The organism is Blattabacterium sp. (Blaberus giganteus), assembly GCF_000262715.1.
Taxonomy (GTDB): domain Bacteria; phylum Bacteroidota; class Bacteroidia; order Flavobacteriales; family Blattabacteriaceae; genus Blattabacterium.
The window spans coordinates 62,028-77,705 of record NC_017924.1; the positions used below are offsets into that span (position 1 = coordinate 62,028).

Annotated in this window: 13 protein-coding genes; 8 read left to right on the forward strand and 5 right to left on the reverse strand. The window is 25.3% G+C overall.

The features are described from left to right. The first annotated feature begins 2 nt into the window (after positions 1–2). The 3 genes from BGIGA_RS00250 to nth are packed head-to-tail and all read left to right on the forward strand — an operon-like array spanning position 3 to position 4,236. Positions 3–1,493, forward strand: coding sequence for an AAA family ATPase (locus BGIGA_RS00250; protein ID WP_014726378.1), 1,491 nt, complete (start codon positions 3–5; stop codon positions 1,491–1,493). Then, positions 1,493–3,595 carry an ATP-dependent Clp protease ATP-binding subunit gene (locus tag BGIGA_RS00255; RefSeq protein WP_014726379.1) on the forward strand — a complete coding sequence of 701 codons (2,103 nt, stop codon included), beginning with the start codon at positions 1,493–1,495 and terminating at the stop codon, positions 3,593–3,595. The genes BGIGA_RS00250 and BGIGA_RS00255 overlap by 1 nt, the downstream gene beginning before the upstream one ends. Beyond that, positions 3,592–4,236, forward strand: a complete 645-nt coding sequence (gene nth / locus BGIGA_RS00260) for an endonuclease III (RefSeq protein ID WP_014726380.1) — start codon at positions 3,592–3,594, stop codon at positions 4,234–4,236. The genes BGIGA_RS00255 and nth overlap by 4 nt, the downstream gene beginning before the upstream one ends. On the opposite strand, the gene BGIGA_RS00265 is transcribed toward nth, so the two are convergent. The 5 genes from BGIGA_RS00265 to BGIGA_RS00285 form a co-directional block, all read right to left on the reverse strand. Further along, entirely contained in the window at positions 4,233–4,592 is a 360-nt protein-coding gene (locus BGIGA_RS00265; protein ID WP_014726381.1) for a DUF3127 domain-containing protein, read from the reverse strand. The two genes, nth and BGIGA_RS00265, sit on opposite strands and share 4 nt — an antisense overlap. A 12-nt stretch (positions 4,593–4,604) precedes the next feature. After that, positions 4,605–5,546 (reverse strand): SPFH domain-containing protein, encoded by a 942-nt coding sequence (locus BGIGA_RS00270; RefSeq protein ID WP_014726382.1) that lies wholly within the window; start codon positions 5,544–5,546, stop codon positions 4,605–4,607. 10 nt (positions 5,547–5,556) lie between these two features. Further along, on the reverse strand, positions 5,557–5,871 hold the full coding sequence (locus BGIGA_RS00275) for an iron-sulfur cluster assembly protein (RefSeq protein WP_014726383.1): 315 nt from the start codon (positions 5,869–5,871) through the stop codon (positions 5,557–5,559). A gap of 5 nt (positions 5,872–5,876) precedes the next feature. Next, positions 5,877–7,247, reverse strand: coding sequence for a pitrilysin family protein (locus tag BGIGA_RS00280; protein ID WP_148265045.1), 1,371 nt, complete (start codon positions 7,245–7,247; stop codon positions 5,877–5,879). 61 nt (positions 7,248–7,308) lie between these two features. Further along, positions 7,309–8,688 (reverse strand): pitrilysin family protein, encoded by a 1,380-nt coding sequence (locus tag BGIGA_RS00285; protein ID WP_148265046.1) that lies wholly within the window; start codon positions 8,686–8,688, stop codon positions 7,309–7,311. Between the two features lie 130 nt (positions 8,689–8,818). Here BGIGA_RS00285 and BGIGA_RS00290 point away from each other — a divergent pair, with 130 nt between their 5' ends. Genes BGIGA_RS00290 through BGIGA_RS00310 form a run of 5 tightly spaced genes read left to right on the forward strand, consistent with a single transcriptional unit; the run spans position 8,819 to position 15,677 of the window. Continuing rightward, entirely contained in the window at positions 8,819–10,156 is a 1,338-nt protein-coding gene (locus BGIGA_RS00290; protein ID WP_014726386.1) for a c-type cytochrome, read from the forward strand. Between the two features lie 17 nt (positions 10,157–10,173). Further along, positions 10,174–13,146 carry a 4Fe-4S dicluster domain-containing protein gene (locus BGIGA_RS00295; RefSeq protein ID WP_014726387.1) on the forward strand — a complete coding sequence of 991 codons (2,973 nt, stop codon included), beginning with the start codon at positions 10,174–10,176 and terminating at the stop codon, positions 13,144–13,146. Between the two features lie 8 nt (positions 13,147–13,154). Continuing rightward, positions 13,155–14,534 (forward strand): NrfD/PsrC family molybdoenzyme membrane anchor subunit, encoded by a 1,380-nt coding sequence (gene nrfD / locus BGIGA_RS00300; RefSeq protein ID WP_014726388.1) that lies wholly within the window; start codon positions 13,155–13,157, stop codon positions 14,532–14,534. Next, positions 14,531–15,064 carry a DUF3341 domain-containing protein gene (locus BGIGA_RS00305; RefSeq protein WP_014726389.1) on the forward strand — a complete coding sequence of 178 codons (534 nt, stop codon included), beginning with the start codon at positions 14,531–14,533 and terminating at the stop codon, positions 15,062–15,064. Before nrfD ends, BGIGA_RS00305 begins: the two co-directional genes overlap by 4 nt. A 16-nt stretch (positions 15,065–15,080) precedes the next feature. Further along, positions 15,081–15,677, forward strand: coding sequence for a cytochrome c (locus BGIGA_RS00310; RefSeq protein ID WP_014726390.1), 597 nt, complete (start codon positions 15,081–15,083; stop codon positions 15,675–15,677). Position 15,678 lies beyond the last annotated feature (1 nt).

The following is a 15,678-nucleotide window of genomic DNA, read 5'->3' on the forward strand; positions in this document are numbered from 1 at the left end:
TTATGAATAAAATTTTTTATGGATTATCTGAAAAATATAAACCCTTAAAATGGAATGAAGTAATAGGACAAAGTGATATAATTTTTATTTTAAAAAAAACAATACAAGAAAATTGTTTATCTCAAATTTTATTTTTTTTTGGTCCTGAAGGAGTTGGAAAAAATACATGTGCACGAATTTTATCAAATGAATTAAATTCTAGTTCAGAATTAGAAGATTTTTCTTTGAATACATTTGAGATTCATGAATTTTTTAATAATTCATCAGAATATATTTATAAAATTGTAAATCAATCTCGTTTTTATCCTAAAATAGGAAAATATAATGTTCTTATTATTAATAATATACACACTTTTTCTCAATATATATTCAACTATTTTCTTAAACTTATAGAAGAGAAACATCCGCATATATTATTTATTTTTTGTAGTTCGGAGGAAAAAAAAATTCCGAAATTGATTTTATCACGTAGTCAAGTTTATGAATTCAAAAGTATTTCTACAAAAGAAATTTTTTTACATTTAAAAATGATTGCTAAAAAAGAAAATATAGAAGTAGAAAATGAAGCGTTATTTATTTTATCAAAACATGTAAAAGGATCTATTAGTAAAGCTATTCATTTATTTGACAGATTAATTTTGTATAAAGAAAAAAGAATATCCAAAGAATTTATAATTAAAAAATTAGGAATCATTAACATTAAATACTATTTTGAAATAGTAGATTATTTAATAGACAAAAAAATACACAAAATATTGATTTTGCTAGATCAAATTTTACAAGAAAAAATTGATTTTTATGATTTAATTATAGGATTAACCAAGCATTTTAGAAATTTATTTTTATCTAAAAATTATGAAACAATTTCTATTTTGAAATTTAAAAAAGAAATAATATTTTCTTACATTGCACAATCAAAAAAAGTGTCATATTTTTCTTTAATAAATGCTTTTAGCATTTGTAACCGTTTTTCAAACGAATATAAAAAATTAAATAAAAATAATAGATTAACAATTGAAATTTATCTGATACAATTGGCGTATTTGTTCTATAAAAATTCTTCTTCTCTTGAAGAAAAAAAAAAAAAAAATGAAGAATTTTATGATTATAATAATCATGAAAAAATTAAATTTTTACAAAAAAATTGGATAAAATTTGTACAAAAACTTTCCAATAAAATAAATCCTATTTATTTATATTTTTTGGAAAATGAAATACAATTTGAAATAGAAAAAAACAAAATATATTTTATCATTCCCTATAAATTAGAAAATTATGGGTTTTCGCTAATTCAAACACGTTTTATAAAATATTTAAAAGAAAAATTCAAAAATTTACATATAGAATTTGAAGTTGTGAAAAAAAATTCAAATATAATAGAACAATATAATCTTTTGTATAAAAAGAACAAGTTAATCGAAACATTAATAGAACGATTAAATCTAAAAATTTCTTCTTCTAACATACAAGAAGATAAAAATTCTTATAATTAATGATTTATCATTATTCGTACAGTAAAAAAAAAACTTTCTTCTCATTTGCTTATTCAGATGAAGATATTGAAAATGATAGTTCTACCTCTTCTTATGGATCTGGAGGAAGTGGAACAGGTTATTATGGAGGAACTTCAATAAGAAGTAAAACTCCTGTTTTGGATAACTTTGGTAGAGATCTGAATTCCATAGCTATGGAAGGAAAACTAGATCCAGTGGTAGGTAGAGATAAAGAAGTTGAACGTGTATCTCAAATATTAAGTAGAAGAAAAAAAAATAATCCTCTTCTTATAGGAGAACCTGGAGTAGGAAAATCTGCTATTGCTGAAGGATTAGCATTGCGTATTGTACAAAAAAAAGTATCTAGAGTATTGTATAATAAGAGAGTAGTAGTATTGGATTTAGCAAGTTTAGTAGCTGGAACTAAATATAGAGGACAATTTGAAGAAAGAATGAAAGCAATTATAAATGAATCAGAAAGAACTACAGGTTTAATCCTCTTTATAGATGAAATTCATACTATGATTGGAGCAGGAGGAACTACAGGTTCATTAGATGCATCTAACATATTTAAACCTGCACTAGCAAGAGGATACATTCAATGTATTGGTGCTACCACATTAAATGAATATAGATTATATATAGAAAAAGATGGAGCTTTAGAAAGAAGATTTCAAAAAATTATAGTGCAACCTTCTTCTGAAGAAGAGTCTATAGAAATTTTAAAAAAAATAAAAGGTAAATATGAAAGCCATCATAATGTTCTTTATACAGAAGAAGCAATAAAAGCTTGTGTCCATCTTACTGTTAGACATATTGTAGATCGTTTTTTACCAGATAAAGCAATTGATGCTTTAGATGAATCTGGATCGCGTGTTCACATAAAAAATATAAAAGTTCCACAAGAAATTGTTCTTTTAGAAAAAGAATTAGAAAGTATTCGAAAAGATAAATCTAAAGTTGTTAAAAGTCAAAAATATGAAGAAGCGGCACGTTTGCGTGACACAGAAAAACGTATAGAACAACAATTAATCAAAGCTCAAAAAGAGTGGGAAGAGTCTTCTAAAAAGAATAAAGAAATTGTATCTGAAGAAAATGTTGAAGAAGTAGTTTCTATGATGAGTGGGGTTCCAGTAAATAAAATAGCTCAAGCTGAAATGAAAAAATTGAGCAAAATGATAGACAGATTGAAAGAAAAAATAATAGGACAGAATAAAGCTGTAGAAAAAATAGTAAAATCAGTTCAAAGAAATAGAACTGGATTGAAAGATCCTAATTCTCCTATAGGTTCTTTTATTTTTTTAGGACAGACAGGAGTAGGAAAAACTTATTTAGCAAAAATTTTTGCAAAAGAACTATTTGACTCAGAAGAATCATTAATTCGTATAGATATGAGTGAATATATGGAGAAATTTTCTGTATCTAGATTAATAGGAGCACCTCCAGGTTATGTAGGTTACGAAGAAGGAGGACAATTAACAGAGATTATCCGTCGTAGACCTTATTCCGTAATATTATTAGATGAGATAGAAAAAGCACATCATGAAATATTCAATCTTTTGTTACAAATATTAGATTATGGATGTGTAACAGATAGTATTGGAAGAAAAATAAATTTCAAAAATACCGTAATTATTTGTACTTCGAATACAGGAACCCAACAATTAAAAGAGTTTGGTCAAGGAATAGGGTTTCATACTAAAGCGAGAAAATCTAATAATTATATTAATAATATACTAGAACTAGCTTTGAAACGAACTTTTTCTCCTGAATTCTTAAATAGAATAGATGATATTATCATTTTTAATTCTTTAACAAAAGAAGATATATCAAAAATAACTTGTATAGAACTAAAAAAAATAATTATTCACATATCAAATTTAGGATATGAATTGGTATTATTCCCTGAAGTAATAGATTTTATTCAAAAAATGGGATTTGATCAAAAATATGGAGCACGTCCTTTAAAAAGAGTGATAGAAAAATTTATCAAAAATCCTATATCGGAATATATAATTAGTGAAAAATTGAAAAAAGGAGATAAAATTTCATTAAAAATGAATTCAAATAGTGACAATGTAGAAGTATTTATAAACAAATGAATTTAATTTCGAAAAAAATTAAAATTATTGAAAAAATATTGGATTTTTTATATCCTAATCCAACTAGTACTTTATATTATGTAAACGAATATACTTTACTCATATCTATAATATTAACAGCTAAGAGTAAAGAAGAAAGAGTCAATAAAATAACAAAATCTTTATTTAATAAGATAAATACTCCAATGGATACAATTCGTTTTTCTATTGAAGAAATCAAAAATATTATAAAAAATATTGGACTTTATAATATAAAATCTAAAAATATTTATAATTTATCTGTTATATTAATCAATAAATATAATGGAATTATTCCTAAAAATATTTTGAAATTAAAATCTTTACCTGGAGTAGGACATAAAACAGCATCTGTTTTTTTATCTCATGTATCTAATGAATTTGTATTTCCTGTGGATACTCACATTCATAGAATGATGTTTCGTTGGAAACTAAGTAATGGAAAAAATGTGGTACAAACAGAAAAAGATGCAAAACGTGTTTTTAAAAAAAAAAACTGGAAAAAATTACATTTTCAAATTATTTCTTATGCTAAAGAATACTCTCCATCTTATAGATGGGATTCAAAAAAAGATGTGATTTATCAAGAATTGTTAAATAATAATTTATTATTTTTAAATTAAAAAGGTAAATCATCAAAATCATCAGAAGATAAAGAAGAAGATGTAATAGAAGTTTTGTTTTCATCCCCTGTTTTTGTAGAACGAGAATAATGTTCTATTTTCCATCCTTGAATGGAATTAAAATATTTTATAATTCCTTCAGAATTTGTCCACTCCCTTCCTTTGAGATTAATGAAAATTTTTACTTTATCTTTTGGTTTTATATTTACTAACAAATCTATTTTATCTTGAATAAATTCAACTAATATATTTTGAGGATATGGCTCTTCAGTCGTAAGAACTATTTCTCTTTTTTGAAATCCGCTATTAAATTTTTGAACATCAAACAGTTTTTTTATTATTCCTATGATTTCCATGAAATTTAAAATTTATTTTTTTTTACTGTTATTTTTTTTTTTATTTTTAAGAGTTTCTCCAATTTGATTAGAAATATTAAATGAAGTGATCATATTGTTTAACATTTCACTAGCCGATCCCGGTGAATTAGGTAATAAAATTAAATTAGTATTTCCACTCTCTCCCATAGATTGAAGAGTGTCATAATGTTGTGTTACTACAATTAAAGCAGAAGCCTCTTGTGAATTAATTCCTACATTATTTAACACTTCCACAGAATCTAAAATTCCTCTAGCTATTTCTCTACGTTGATCTGCTGTTCCTTTTCCTTGTAATTTCTTACTTTCTGCTTCTGCCTTTGCTTTAGCTACAATTTTAATTCTATCTGCTTCTGCTTTATATTCAGCTGCAACTTTTTCTCTTTCAGCTGTATTAATCCGATTCATTGCCTGCTTTACTTGATCATCTGGATCAAGATCTGTAACTAATGCTTTAATTATAGAATATCCATAATCTAACATAGATCCTTCCAATTCTCCTTTAACAGCTAGAGCTATATGATCTTTTCGTTCAAAAACATCATCTAGACGCATTTTTGGAACCTCGGCTCTAACTACATCAAATATATAAGAAGTGATCTGAGCATGAGAATTATCTAATTTATAAAAAGCTTCATATACTTTATTTTTGATCACCTTGAACTGAACTGACACTTTAACTTTAACAAAAACATTATCTTTTGTTTTGGTGTCTACTAATACGTCTAATTGCTGAATTTTTAATGTAAGTTTTCCTATTATATTATCCATAATAGGAACCTTAAAATTCAATCCAGCATAACGAATACTATGAAATTTTCCCATTCTTTCAAGAATAGCTGCTGTTTCTTGATTTACTGTAAAAATAAAACTAGAAAAAATAGATAAAATTAAAAGAACTAACATTCCATAAAACAGAAAACTGAAAATACTCATATTCAAAAATTTATAATAATCCTAGTTCTAAACGAGCTTCTTCGCTCATAAATTCTCTACTCCAAGGCGGATCAAATGTTAAAACGACATCTACTTCCTTTATATTCTGTATAGATAGTACTTTATCTTTTACTTCCAAAGGTAAACTTTCTGCCACGGGACAATTAGGTGTAGTTAAAGTCATTATTATTTTAACTTTTTTTTTTTCAAAAACTTTTACATCATAGATCAAACCTAACTCATAAATATCTACTGAAATTTCTGGATCATATATACTTTTTAACACAGAAATAATACGTTCTTCTAAATCAGAATATTGATTCATTATTTTTATTTAATTAAATATCCAAATTGATTAAAGTAACGAATGGGATAACCTAGTTTTTTTATATTAGGTAATATATCACTAACTTTTCCTACAATTATAATTCTACCATTCTTTGTCAAAAAAAATTTTTTACATGATTGATAAACATCATCTATAGTAACTGATTCTATTTTATTTAAATAATTTTTATAAAATCCACTTGGAAGATTATTTTTTAATTCACATATGAAAAGATCACTCATTCTATTAGGATCTTCAAAATCAAGAATAAATTGACCATTTATTTCTTTTTTCTTTATGTTTAATTCTTCTAAAAGAATTTTATTTTCTGTTATTTTAACAATCTCTTTTATAATATTCTTTATCGCTTTTTCTGTTACTTCATTTCTAACTTGAGTATAAACTGAAAAATAACCAATATTTTTGTCAGATTTCAAAATGGAATAAGCGCCATATGTATAAGCTTTATCTTCTCTAAGATTTAAAAATAAACGACTTTGAGGCCCTCCACCCAAAATTCCATTTGCTAACATAGAAGAAAAATATTCAGGATCACTTTTTTTCAAACAAATAGGACCTCCAAAACAAATGGTAGATTGAGTTAAAAAAGGCAAATCCACTACATTTATTTCTATTTTAGATGGAATCATATACTCATTTACAATAGGATTATCTATATATGATTTTCTTTCCCACTTAGAAAAATAAAGATTACACAATTTTTCTGCTTCTTTTTTAGAGATGTCTCCAATAAAAGAAAGATAGGATATATTGGGAATATAATATTTTTCGTACAATTTTTTTAAATCATGAAGGGTAATATTTTTAATCGTATCACGAGTTTCGTATTCCCCATAAGGATGATTTTTTCCAAAATATAAAACGTTTCGTACTCGTTGTAAAATAGCATTTGGATCCTTTTCTGAAAGATCGATATCTATGATTCTTTGTTTTATTATTTTATTTAATTCTTTAGAATTATCAAATTTACTATTCATTAAAATATCACTCATTATAGATACAGATTTATCCAAATGTTTTTTCATAGTAAAAATAGATATCTCAGAAAAAGAAGTGTATAAACTACATCCTATATAATCAATAATATCATCCAATTCTTCTTTAGTATGATTTTTTGTTCCAGAACGAATCATTTGACCAAAAACTTTTTTTATCCCAGCTATTTCTTTCTCTAAAAAAGGGTTATAATCTAACTCTAAACCAACTCTAACTAAAGGAAGTTTATGATTTTCTACGACTAAAACTTTTAGTCCATTTTTCATCTGAAAAAATTTAGGAGGTTCAACATTTATAGTCGTTTTTCTTTTTAGAGATTCAGGGGGATGATTTCTGTTAAACGTATGAGCAAACATAATTATTGTATGAAAAAAAATTATTACGGTAAGGATAATTTTTATAAAAAATTTATTTAATTTATTTATTATTTGTGTTATTGTTATCTGGTACATTATACAAACGAACTCTGTTATTTTTATTTAAATATTTGTTAGCAACTCTTTTTATATCTTCTATAGTTATTTTTTGATATTTTTTTATATCAGTATTTATTAAATTTGCATCATGATAATATAAATAATAATGAGATAAATTAGCAGTGATCCCACTCATAGAATAATTATCGGAAATAAATTTTTTTTCAAAATAATTTCTTTGTTTTTCCAATTCATATGGTGTTATTCCTTTTTCTTTTAAAACATCTATTTCCTCATCTATTATTTTTGTTAATTTTTCCAATGAAATTCCAGGATTTATTAATCCATATATAATAAAAATCCCATAATCTTCCATTGTATCAAAAAATGAACCAGCATAAGAAGCTATTTGTTTTGTATTTACTATATTTTTTATTATACGAGAACTTTCTCCAGAAGACAATACGTGATCAATAATTTTTAACACATAAGAATCTTTACTTGTTATTTTTGGAGCTCTATATGATAAAAAAACTCCAGGTACTTTAGTATTTTTATCTACGTAAGTAAAAAATATTTCTTTTTTCATCGGCTCTTCTTCTATTTTTTTCATTTTAAAATTCATTATCCCTTTAGGGATAGATGAAAAATATTTTTTAATCAACATTCTCGCTTCATTTATATCAAAATCGCCTGATACAACTAAAACTGCATTATTTGGAACATAGTAAGTTTTATAAAATTCTTTATAATCCGTTTCTGTTGATGCATCTAAATCTTTATCAAATCCAATAATTGGATATTTATATGGATGTTTTTTAAATAATAAAGAAGGAACAATTTCCGTTATTGCTTTTACATAAGGTTGATTTTCTACACGCATTTTTTTTTCTTCTTTTACTATTTCTCTTTGTATATTAATACTTTCTTTGTCTACTTTAGCATGAAACATTCTTTCCGATTCCAACCACAAAGCTAATGGAAGACGATCAGATGGTAATGTTTCATAATAACAAGTTTCATCATGATTTGTATAAGCATTATTCTTTCCTCCATTAGAAGCTATATACTTAAAATATTCTCCTTTTTTAACGTTTTTGGAGCCTTCGAACATAAGATGTTCGAAAAAATGAGCAAAACCCGATCTTCCAGGAGTTTCGTTTTTACTTCCTACATGATACAAAACAGAAACAGAAACTAAAGGGTATGTTTTGTCTTGATGCAAGATAACATGTAATCCATTCGATAATTTTTCTTCGAAAAATTTAATTTTATATAAATCTATAGTTCTAGTAGGACTAGAATGATTAAAATCTTTGGAACTCAAAAAGTTAAATACCATAATTAATAACATTAAGAAAAATAAATAAATCCTATTCATATTCATGAAACAAAGTTAAAGATTAACAAAAGAAATTTACGAATTTTTTTTTCCAAAAAATGGGATTTTTTTCTTTTATTCTATTTTTGTTGAATTATGAATTTAAATTATAATAATAATTAGTGTTAGTATGAGAATAATTTCGTTTTTTATTTTCACTTTTTCTTTTTTTTTAATAACAACAGGAGGAGGAAAAATAAAAGTCAATGCCAATAATGAAGAAATTATAAAAATAAAAGGAGATGTTGAAAATGGGATTGAACTTTTTAAAAAAAATTGCACGGCATGTCACTCTATAGAGTTAGAAAAAAAAATGATAGGCCCTGCTCTACATGGCGTTACTAAAAAAAGAAGTCGTAAATGGTTACATCAGTGGATAAAAAATAATAAATCTTTAAGAGATAGTGGAGATCAGGAAGCTATAAGCATTTATAAAGAATATGGAAATATAGAAATGAACTCTTTTCCTCAATTATCAGATAATCAGATAGATGATATATTATCTTTTATAAAAAATCCAGATTCAATAAAAAAAAAAGAAAATCATGAATATGAAATCAACAAAAATGAAGAAAAAGAAGAAAATAAATTTTTAATAAAATTCATTGTTTTTTGTTTTATCATTTTATCTTTAATCTTATTTTGGATTTTATACAGAATACAAATATTAATTAGATTAATTAATGAAAATGAAGAAGAAAAAATTCTTGTAAAAGAGAATTTTATCATAAATTTTTTATACAAAAAAATATTAGGGAATGATAAAAAAAAATGGTATTTATTTTCTTGTTTTACTGGTATTTTTTTGTTACTAGGAACATATGAAACTTGGAATTTTTTAATGAAAATAGATGTTAACAAGGGATATAAACCTGAACAACCTATTTATTTTTCTCACAAAATTCATTCTGAAATTAATAAAATTGATTGTCAATATTGTCATTCTTCGGCAAAATATGGAAAAGTTTCTGGTATACCATCAGTTAATGTTTGCATGAATTGTCATATTACTATTCATGAATATAATGGAGATTATTTAGAAAAAGGAAAAAGTAGAGATGAATATAATAGAGAAATACAAAAAATATATAAGGCTGTAGGATGGAATCCAGAAACAAGAAAATATTCTAATAAAACTTATCCTATTCAATGGATCCGAATTCACAATATGCCAGATTTTGTCTATTTTGATCATTCTCAACATATCATAACAGGAGAACAAAAAATAAAAAAATTAAAAAAAGTAAATTTAGTTTGTAATGCTTGTCATGGAGAAGTTCAAAAAATGGATACTGTAGAAATGTCTAATGATTTTACCATGGAATGGTGTCTATCTTGTCATAGACAAGTTGAAATAGATAGTAATAACCCATATTATAAAGAATATTTTCCTAATAATACTAATAATAAAAATAAAATAACTGTTGATATGGTTGGAGGGACTGAATGTGCTAAATGTCATTACTAAACTGAAAAAAAAGAAATATGAAATCAAAAAAAAAAGATAAAAAGGAAAAAATATTAGAAAATTATAATCCTATAAAAAATCTTCTAAAAGGAGAAACATCTAGACGTGATTTTATTAAATGGTTAGGGTTTAGTACAGCATCTGTCACTTTAGCCGCTTGTAAAGGTCCAGTTATAAAATCTATTCCTTATGTGGTTAAACCAGATAATATAACTCCAGGAATTCCTAATTATTATGCATCAACTATGATTGATTCTTTTGACATAGGAAGTGTACTGGTAAAAACGAGAGAAGGTCGTCCTATAAAAATAGAACCTAATTCTTCTTCTGAATATTTTAATACAACTTCTGCAAGAATACAATCTTCTTTGTTATCTCTTTATGACGAGGAGAGATTAAAAAATCCTTTTTTAAAAGGAAAAAAAAGCTCTTGGAAAGAAATAGATAATTATATTATCCAACACTTAAAATATTTATCTCAAACAAAGAAAGATATAATTTTTCTTTCTTATTCTTTTCCAAGTTTTTCTACAAAAAAATTGATTCAAGATTTTAAAAAAAAATATCCTTATACTAATTGGATTACTTATGATCCTATTTCATATTCTAAAGTTTTAGATGCTTCAGAAAAAATATTTGGAATTCGTGGTTTTCCTTTTTTTGATTTAAAGGAATCAGAATTAGTAATTTCGTTTGATGCTGATTTTTTAGGAGATTGGAGTCCAGAGAATATGGCAAAATCTTATGCTCTGAACAGAGTTCCTAAAAGAAAAATGATGCAACATATTCAAATCGAAAGTAATATGACAATAACTGGAGCTAATGCAGATATTCGCATATCTAGAAAACCTTCTGATATCAAAAAAATGTTGATTGAAATTTTTCAAAAAATTTTTTTTGGAAAAAAAATTAAAGATAAAAATACGGAAAAAATAGCTTCATTAATAAAAAAAATAGGATCTAAAAGTGTGATTCTTGCAGATGGAGATCAAGAATCTTATGAATTGTCTTTTTTAATTAATAAAAAAATTAATAGTCATGCATTACAAAAAGATAAATATCTTTTTTCAAAAGAAAGTAATGATAATAAATTCAAAAATTTTTTGAAAAATTTAGAAGAAAATAATATTGGAGGTTTATTTATTCATAATGTTAATCCTATTTATAGTTTACCATTATCCATTTCTAAAAAAGTAAAAAAATTTATAAAAAAAATTCCTCTAACTGTATCTTTTTCTACAAAAGTAGATGAAACTAATGAAATTATGGATGTATTAGCTCCTACTACTCATTGGTTAGAAAGTTGGGGGGATACTTATCCTATGAGTAATGTTTATACATTAATTCAACCTACGATTCAACGTATTTTTAATACAAGACAATTTCAGGATTCACTAATTATTTGGAGCGGAATTAAAGAAAAAAATTATTACGAATATTTGAAAAAAACTTGGGAAAAAAATATTATACCTAAATCTAATGTTTTTTCTTTTAATGAAGCTTTATTTCACGGGGTAGTAAAAATTACAAATCACAAATCTATTTTCAATAATTTTTCAGTAAATGAAAAAAAAATACAAGAGTATGAAAAAAATATAGAAAACGAAGAAATAAAAAAAAATTTTGAACTTAAATTATACCCTAAAATTAGTATGGGTGATGGATTTCAATATAATAATCCTTGGTTACAGGAGCTTCCGGATCCCATTACACGCACAACATGGGACAATTATTTAACTGTATCACGTTTTGATGCAAATAATATGGGATTGAAAAATTGGAATTCTGGAGATGGATCCTTAAATGGAAACTGTGTCGATTTAATTAAAAATAATAAAATAATAATCCGAAATATTCCTGTTTTTATTCAACCTGGACAAGCTATAGGATCTGTAGGTTTATCTTTTGGTTATGGTCAAAAAAAAGGTAAACTGTCGAAACTAGTTAACGGAAAAAATGCTTACAGGATTTATGAAAATTTTCTTATAATACAAAATAATATACAACTCAAAAAAGTTGATAAAATACATAAATTTGCTTGCGTACAACTGCATAATATAACGGAAGGAAGAGATTTAGTGAGAGAAACAGATTTAGAAATATTTTTAAAAAATCCTAAAGAAATTTGGAATGAAGAAGAAAAAATTTTAACTCATGAAGGAATGCTTTCCCAAGAAAAAATTTCGATTTGGAATCAAAGTTCTAAAAAAATGGAAAATAAAAATGGACATCATTTCAATTTATCTATAGATTTAAACGCTTGTATTGGATGTGGAGCTTGTATCATTGCATGTCATTCAGAAAATAATGTACCTGTTGTTGGAAAAGAGGAAATAAAAAAATCTAGAGATATGCATTGGTTACGTATAGATAGATATTATTTTTCAAATAATCATCAAGAAGAAAACATTTTTGAAAATCCAAAAGTATCTTTTCAACCGATTATGTGTCAACATTGTGAACATGCTCCTTGTGAAACTGTATGTCCAGTTGGAGCCACTTCTCATGGAAAACAAGGTCAAAATATGATGACTTACAATCGTTGTGTAGGAACTCGTTATTGTGCCAATAATTGTCCTTATAAAGTAAGACGGTTTAATTGGTTTAATTATGCTAATAATCAAAAATTTGATTTTAACATGAATAACACTTTAGGTAAAATGGTATTAAATCCAGATGTAGTTGTCAGAACCAGAGGAGTAATGGAAAAATGCTCTTTATGCATACAAAGAACACAATATGTTATAGGAATAGCAAAAAAAGAAAACAGAAAAGTTAAAGATGAAGAATTTGAAACAGCTTGCAGTGTTTCTTGTCCTACTAAAGCCATTACTTTTGGAGATACTTACGATTCTACTAGCCTTATTTCTAATAAAATAAAAAATACTAGATCTTATAAATTATTAGATTTTATAGGAGTAAGACCTAATATATCTTATCAATTAAAAATTAGAAATAAGAAAAAAAATGAAATAGAGAAAATGAAATAGAAAAAATTATGTTTAATCATTATGAATCTCCGATAAGGAAACCCCTAATTTTAGGAAAAAAAACATTAAAAAATATTACCGATGATATATTAAATCCTGTAAAAAATAAAGCTGGAAATCTATGGTGGATTTCTTTATCTATCTCTATTTTAGCATTTTTATGGGGATTAGGATGTATTTTTTACACAATCGGAACAGGCATAGGTGTATGGGGATTAAATAGAACAATTAATTGGGCATGGGATATAACAAACTTTGTTTGGTGGGTTGGAATTGGTCATGCGGGAACTTTAATTTCAGCTGTTTTATTATTATTTCGTCAAAAATGGCGTTTATCTATAAATCGTTCAGCAGAAGCAATGACAATTTTTGCAGTAATCCAAGCTGGATTATTTCCCATCATTCACATGGGAAGGCCATGGAATGCTCATTGGGTTTTACCCATTCCTAATCAATTTGGAACTTTGTGGCCAAATTTTAATTCTCCTTTATTGTGGGATGTCTTTGCAATTAGTACTTATTTTTCTGTTTCTACAGTTTTTTGGTTTATGGGATTAATTCCAGATTTTGCAATGATTAGAGACCGAATTTCAAACCCTTTTCAAAAAAAAATCTACAATATTCTTAGTTTTGGATGGGGAGGAACATCAAAAGATTGGCAAAGATTTGAAGAAGTATCCTTAATTTTAGCTGGTTTATGCACTCCATTAGTATTTTCTGTACATACTATAGTTTCTTTTGATTTTTCTACTTCTGTAATTAAGGGTTGGCATAGCACAATATTTCCTCCTTATTTTGTAGCAGGAGCTATATTTTCGGGTTTTGCTATGGTACAAACTTTATTAGGCGTAGCGAGAAAAGTTCTTTCTTTGGAAAATTATATCACAAGAAATCATATTGAGTATATGAATATGATTATATTATTAACAGGAGGAATTGTTTTATTAGCTTATATCTCAGAATTTATTCTTGCTTGGTATTCAGGAAATCCTTTTGAAAAATTCATTTATTTTTCTGTAGAAGCATCTAAAGGACCATTTTGGTGGGCGTTTTGGACTTTGATCATTTGTAATATTATTATTCCTCAATTTTTATGGATAAAATCTGTAAGAAGAAGTTTTTTTTGGTCTTATGTTATAGCTATTATTATAAATATTGGAATGTGGTTTGAAAGATTTGATATTATAGTTTTAAATCTAAGTCATGATTATCTTCCTTCTTCTTGGACTGGATTTATTCCTTCGTTTGTAGATGTAGGAATTTTTGTAGGAACTATTGGGCTATTTTTTGTTCTTTATTTATTATACATACGTGCTTTTCCTGTGATTTCACAATCGGAATTAAAAACAATATTGAAACCTGATCATAATCAAAAAATAATGAAATGAATAATTATGTATATGTACATGCATTATATAATAATGATAATACGCTAATAAATAATATAAAAATTATACAGAATCACAATTATAATATACATGAAGTTTATTCTCCTTTTCCTATTCATAATTTAACTGAACTGTTAAAATTAAAAAAAACGAATTTATCTTTTTTATCTTTTATATATGGATTGATAGGTTTTTGCATAGCTTGTGTATTGACTTGGTATACTATGATTTATAGTTGGCCTCAAAATATTGGAGGAAAACCCTCTTTCTCCTGGATTATAAATCTTCCTTCTTTTATTCCTGTTATATTTGAATTATCAATTTTTTTTTCTGCACATTTTATGTGTATAACTTATCTTATTCAATGTAGATTATTTCCAGGACGTATGCCTAAAAATCCAGATTCAAGAACTACAGATAACATGTTTTTAATAGAAATTTATGCTGAAAAAAATAACGAAAAATTAGTGAATCTATTGAAAAAAAATGGAGCAATAGAGATCAATTTAATAAAAACTAAATCTAATTAGAAAAAGATAAATAAGTATGAATAAATATTTTCAAAGAATTTTTATTATTTTATTGGTGTTTATTTTAGAATCTTGTTGGTTTGATAAAACTAAACCTAATGTTGTGTATATGCCTGACATGTATTATTCAGAAGCATATGAACCTTATTCAGATCCTTATTTTAGTTATAACAAAAAAGCTAGAAAAATTGAAATTCCATTTTTTTCAAAAGGAAAAACTTCTTCATTATTACCAGTAAAAGGTACAATTTCTAGAAAAAAATTTTTTTATAAAAAAAATATCAAAAATAAAAAATTTAATTTTTCAAAAGATATAATAATTCAAAATCCATTATACGAAAAAAAAGAAATTACAAATAAAGGAAAAAAATTATATAAAATTAATTGTTCTATATGTCATGGTGAAAATGGGGATGGACAAGGAGAATTGGTGAAAAACGAAAAAATTTTAGGAATTCCTAATTATAAAGATAGAAATCTTACTGTTGAAAGTGTTTATCATGTTGTTACTTATGGTAAAAATAATATGAATTCCTATGCCTCGCAATTAAATGAAAGAGATAGATGGATAGTATCAGAGTATGTTTTATTTCTAAAAGAAAAAAATAAATAAA

Bases quoted from the DNA above. Each gene is read 5' to 3' on its own strand.
- BGIGA_RS00295 (WP_014726387.1), top strand. From the start codon at position 10,174: ATGAAATCAAAAAAAAAAGATAAAAAGGAAAAAATATTAGAAAATTAT.
- BGIGA_RS00310 (WP_014726390.1), top strand. From the start codon at position 15,081: ATGAATAAATATTTTCAAAGAATTTTTATTATTTTATTGGTGTTTATT.
- BGIGA_RS00280 (WP_148265045.1), bottom strand. From the start codon at position 7,247: ATGTTTGCTCATACGTTTAACAGAAATCATCCCCCTGAATCTCTAAAA.
- BGIGA_RS00305 (WP_014726389.1), top strand. From the start codon at position 14,531: ATGAATAATTATGTATATGTACATGCATTATATAATAATGATAATACG.
- BGIGA_RS00250 (WP_014726378.1), top strand. From the start codon at position 3: ATGAATAAAATTTTTTATGGATTATCTGAAAAATATAAACCCTTAAAA.
- nth (WP_014726380.1), top strand. From the start codon at position 3,592: ATGAATTTAATTTCGAAAAAAATTAAAATTATTGAAAAAATATTGGAT.
- BGIGA_RS00285 (WP_148265046.1), bottom strand. From the start codon at position 8,688: ATGAATAGGATTTATTTATTTTTCTTAATGTTATTAATTATGGTATTT.
- BGIGA_RS00270 (WP_014726382.1), bottom strand. From the start codon at position 5,546: ATGAGTATTTTCAGTTTTCTGTTTTATGGAATGTTAGTTCTTTTAATT.
- nrfD (WP_014726388.1), top strand. From the start codon at position 13,155: ATGTTTAATCATTATGAATCTCCGATAAGGAAACCCCTAATTTTAGGA.
- BGIGA_RS00265 (WP_014726381.1), bottom strand. From the start codon at position 4,592: ATGGAAATCATAGGAATAATAAAAAAACTGTTTGATGTTCAAAAATTT.
- BGIGA_RS00275 (WP_014726383.1), bottom strand. From the start codon at position 5,871: ATGAATCAATATTCTGATTTAGAAGAACGTATTATTTCTGTGTTAAAA.
- BGIGA_RS00255 (WP_014726379.1), top strand. From the start codon at position 1,493: ATGATTTATCATTATTCGTACAGTAAAAAAAAAACTTTCTTCTCATTT.
- BGIGA_RS00290 (WP_014726386.1), top strand. From the start codon at position 8,819: ATGAGAATAATTTCGTTTTTTATTTTCACTTTTTCTTTTTTTTTAATA.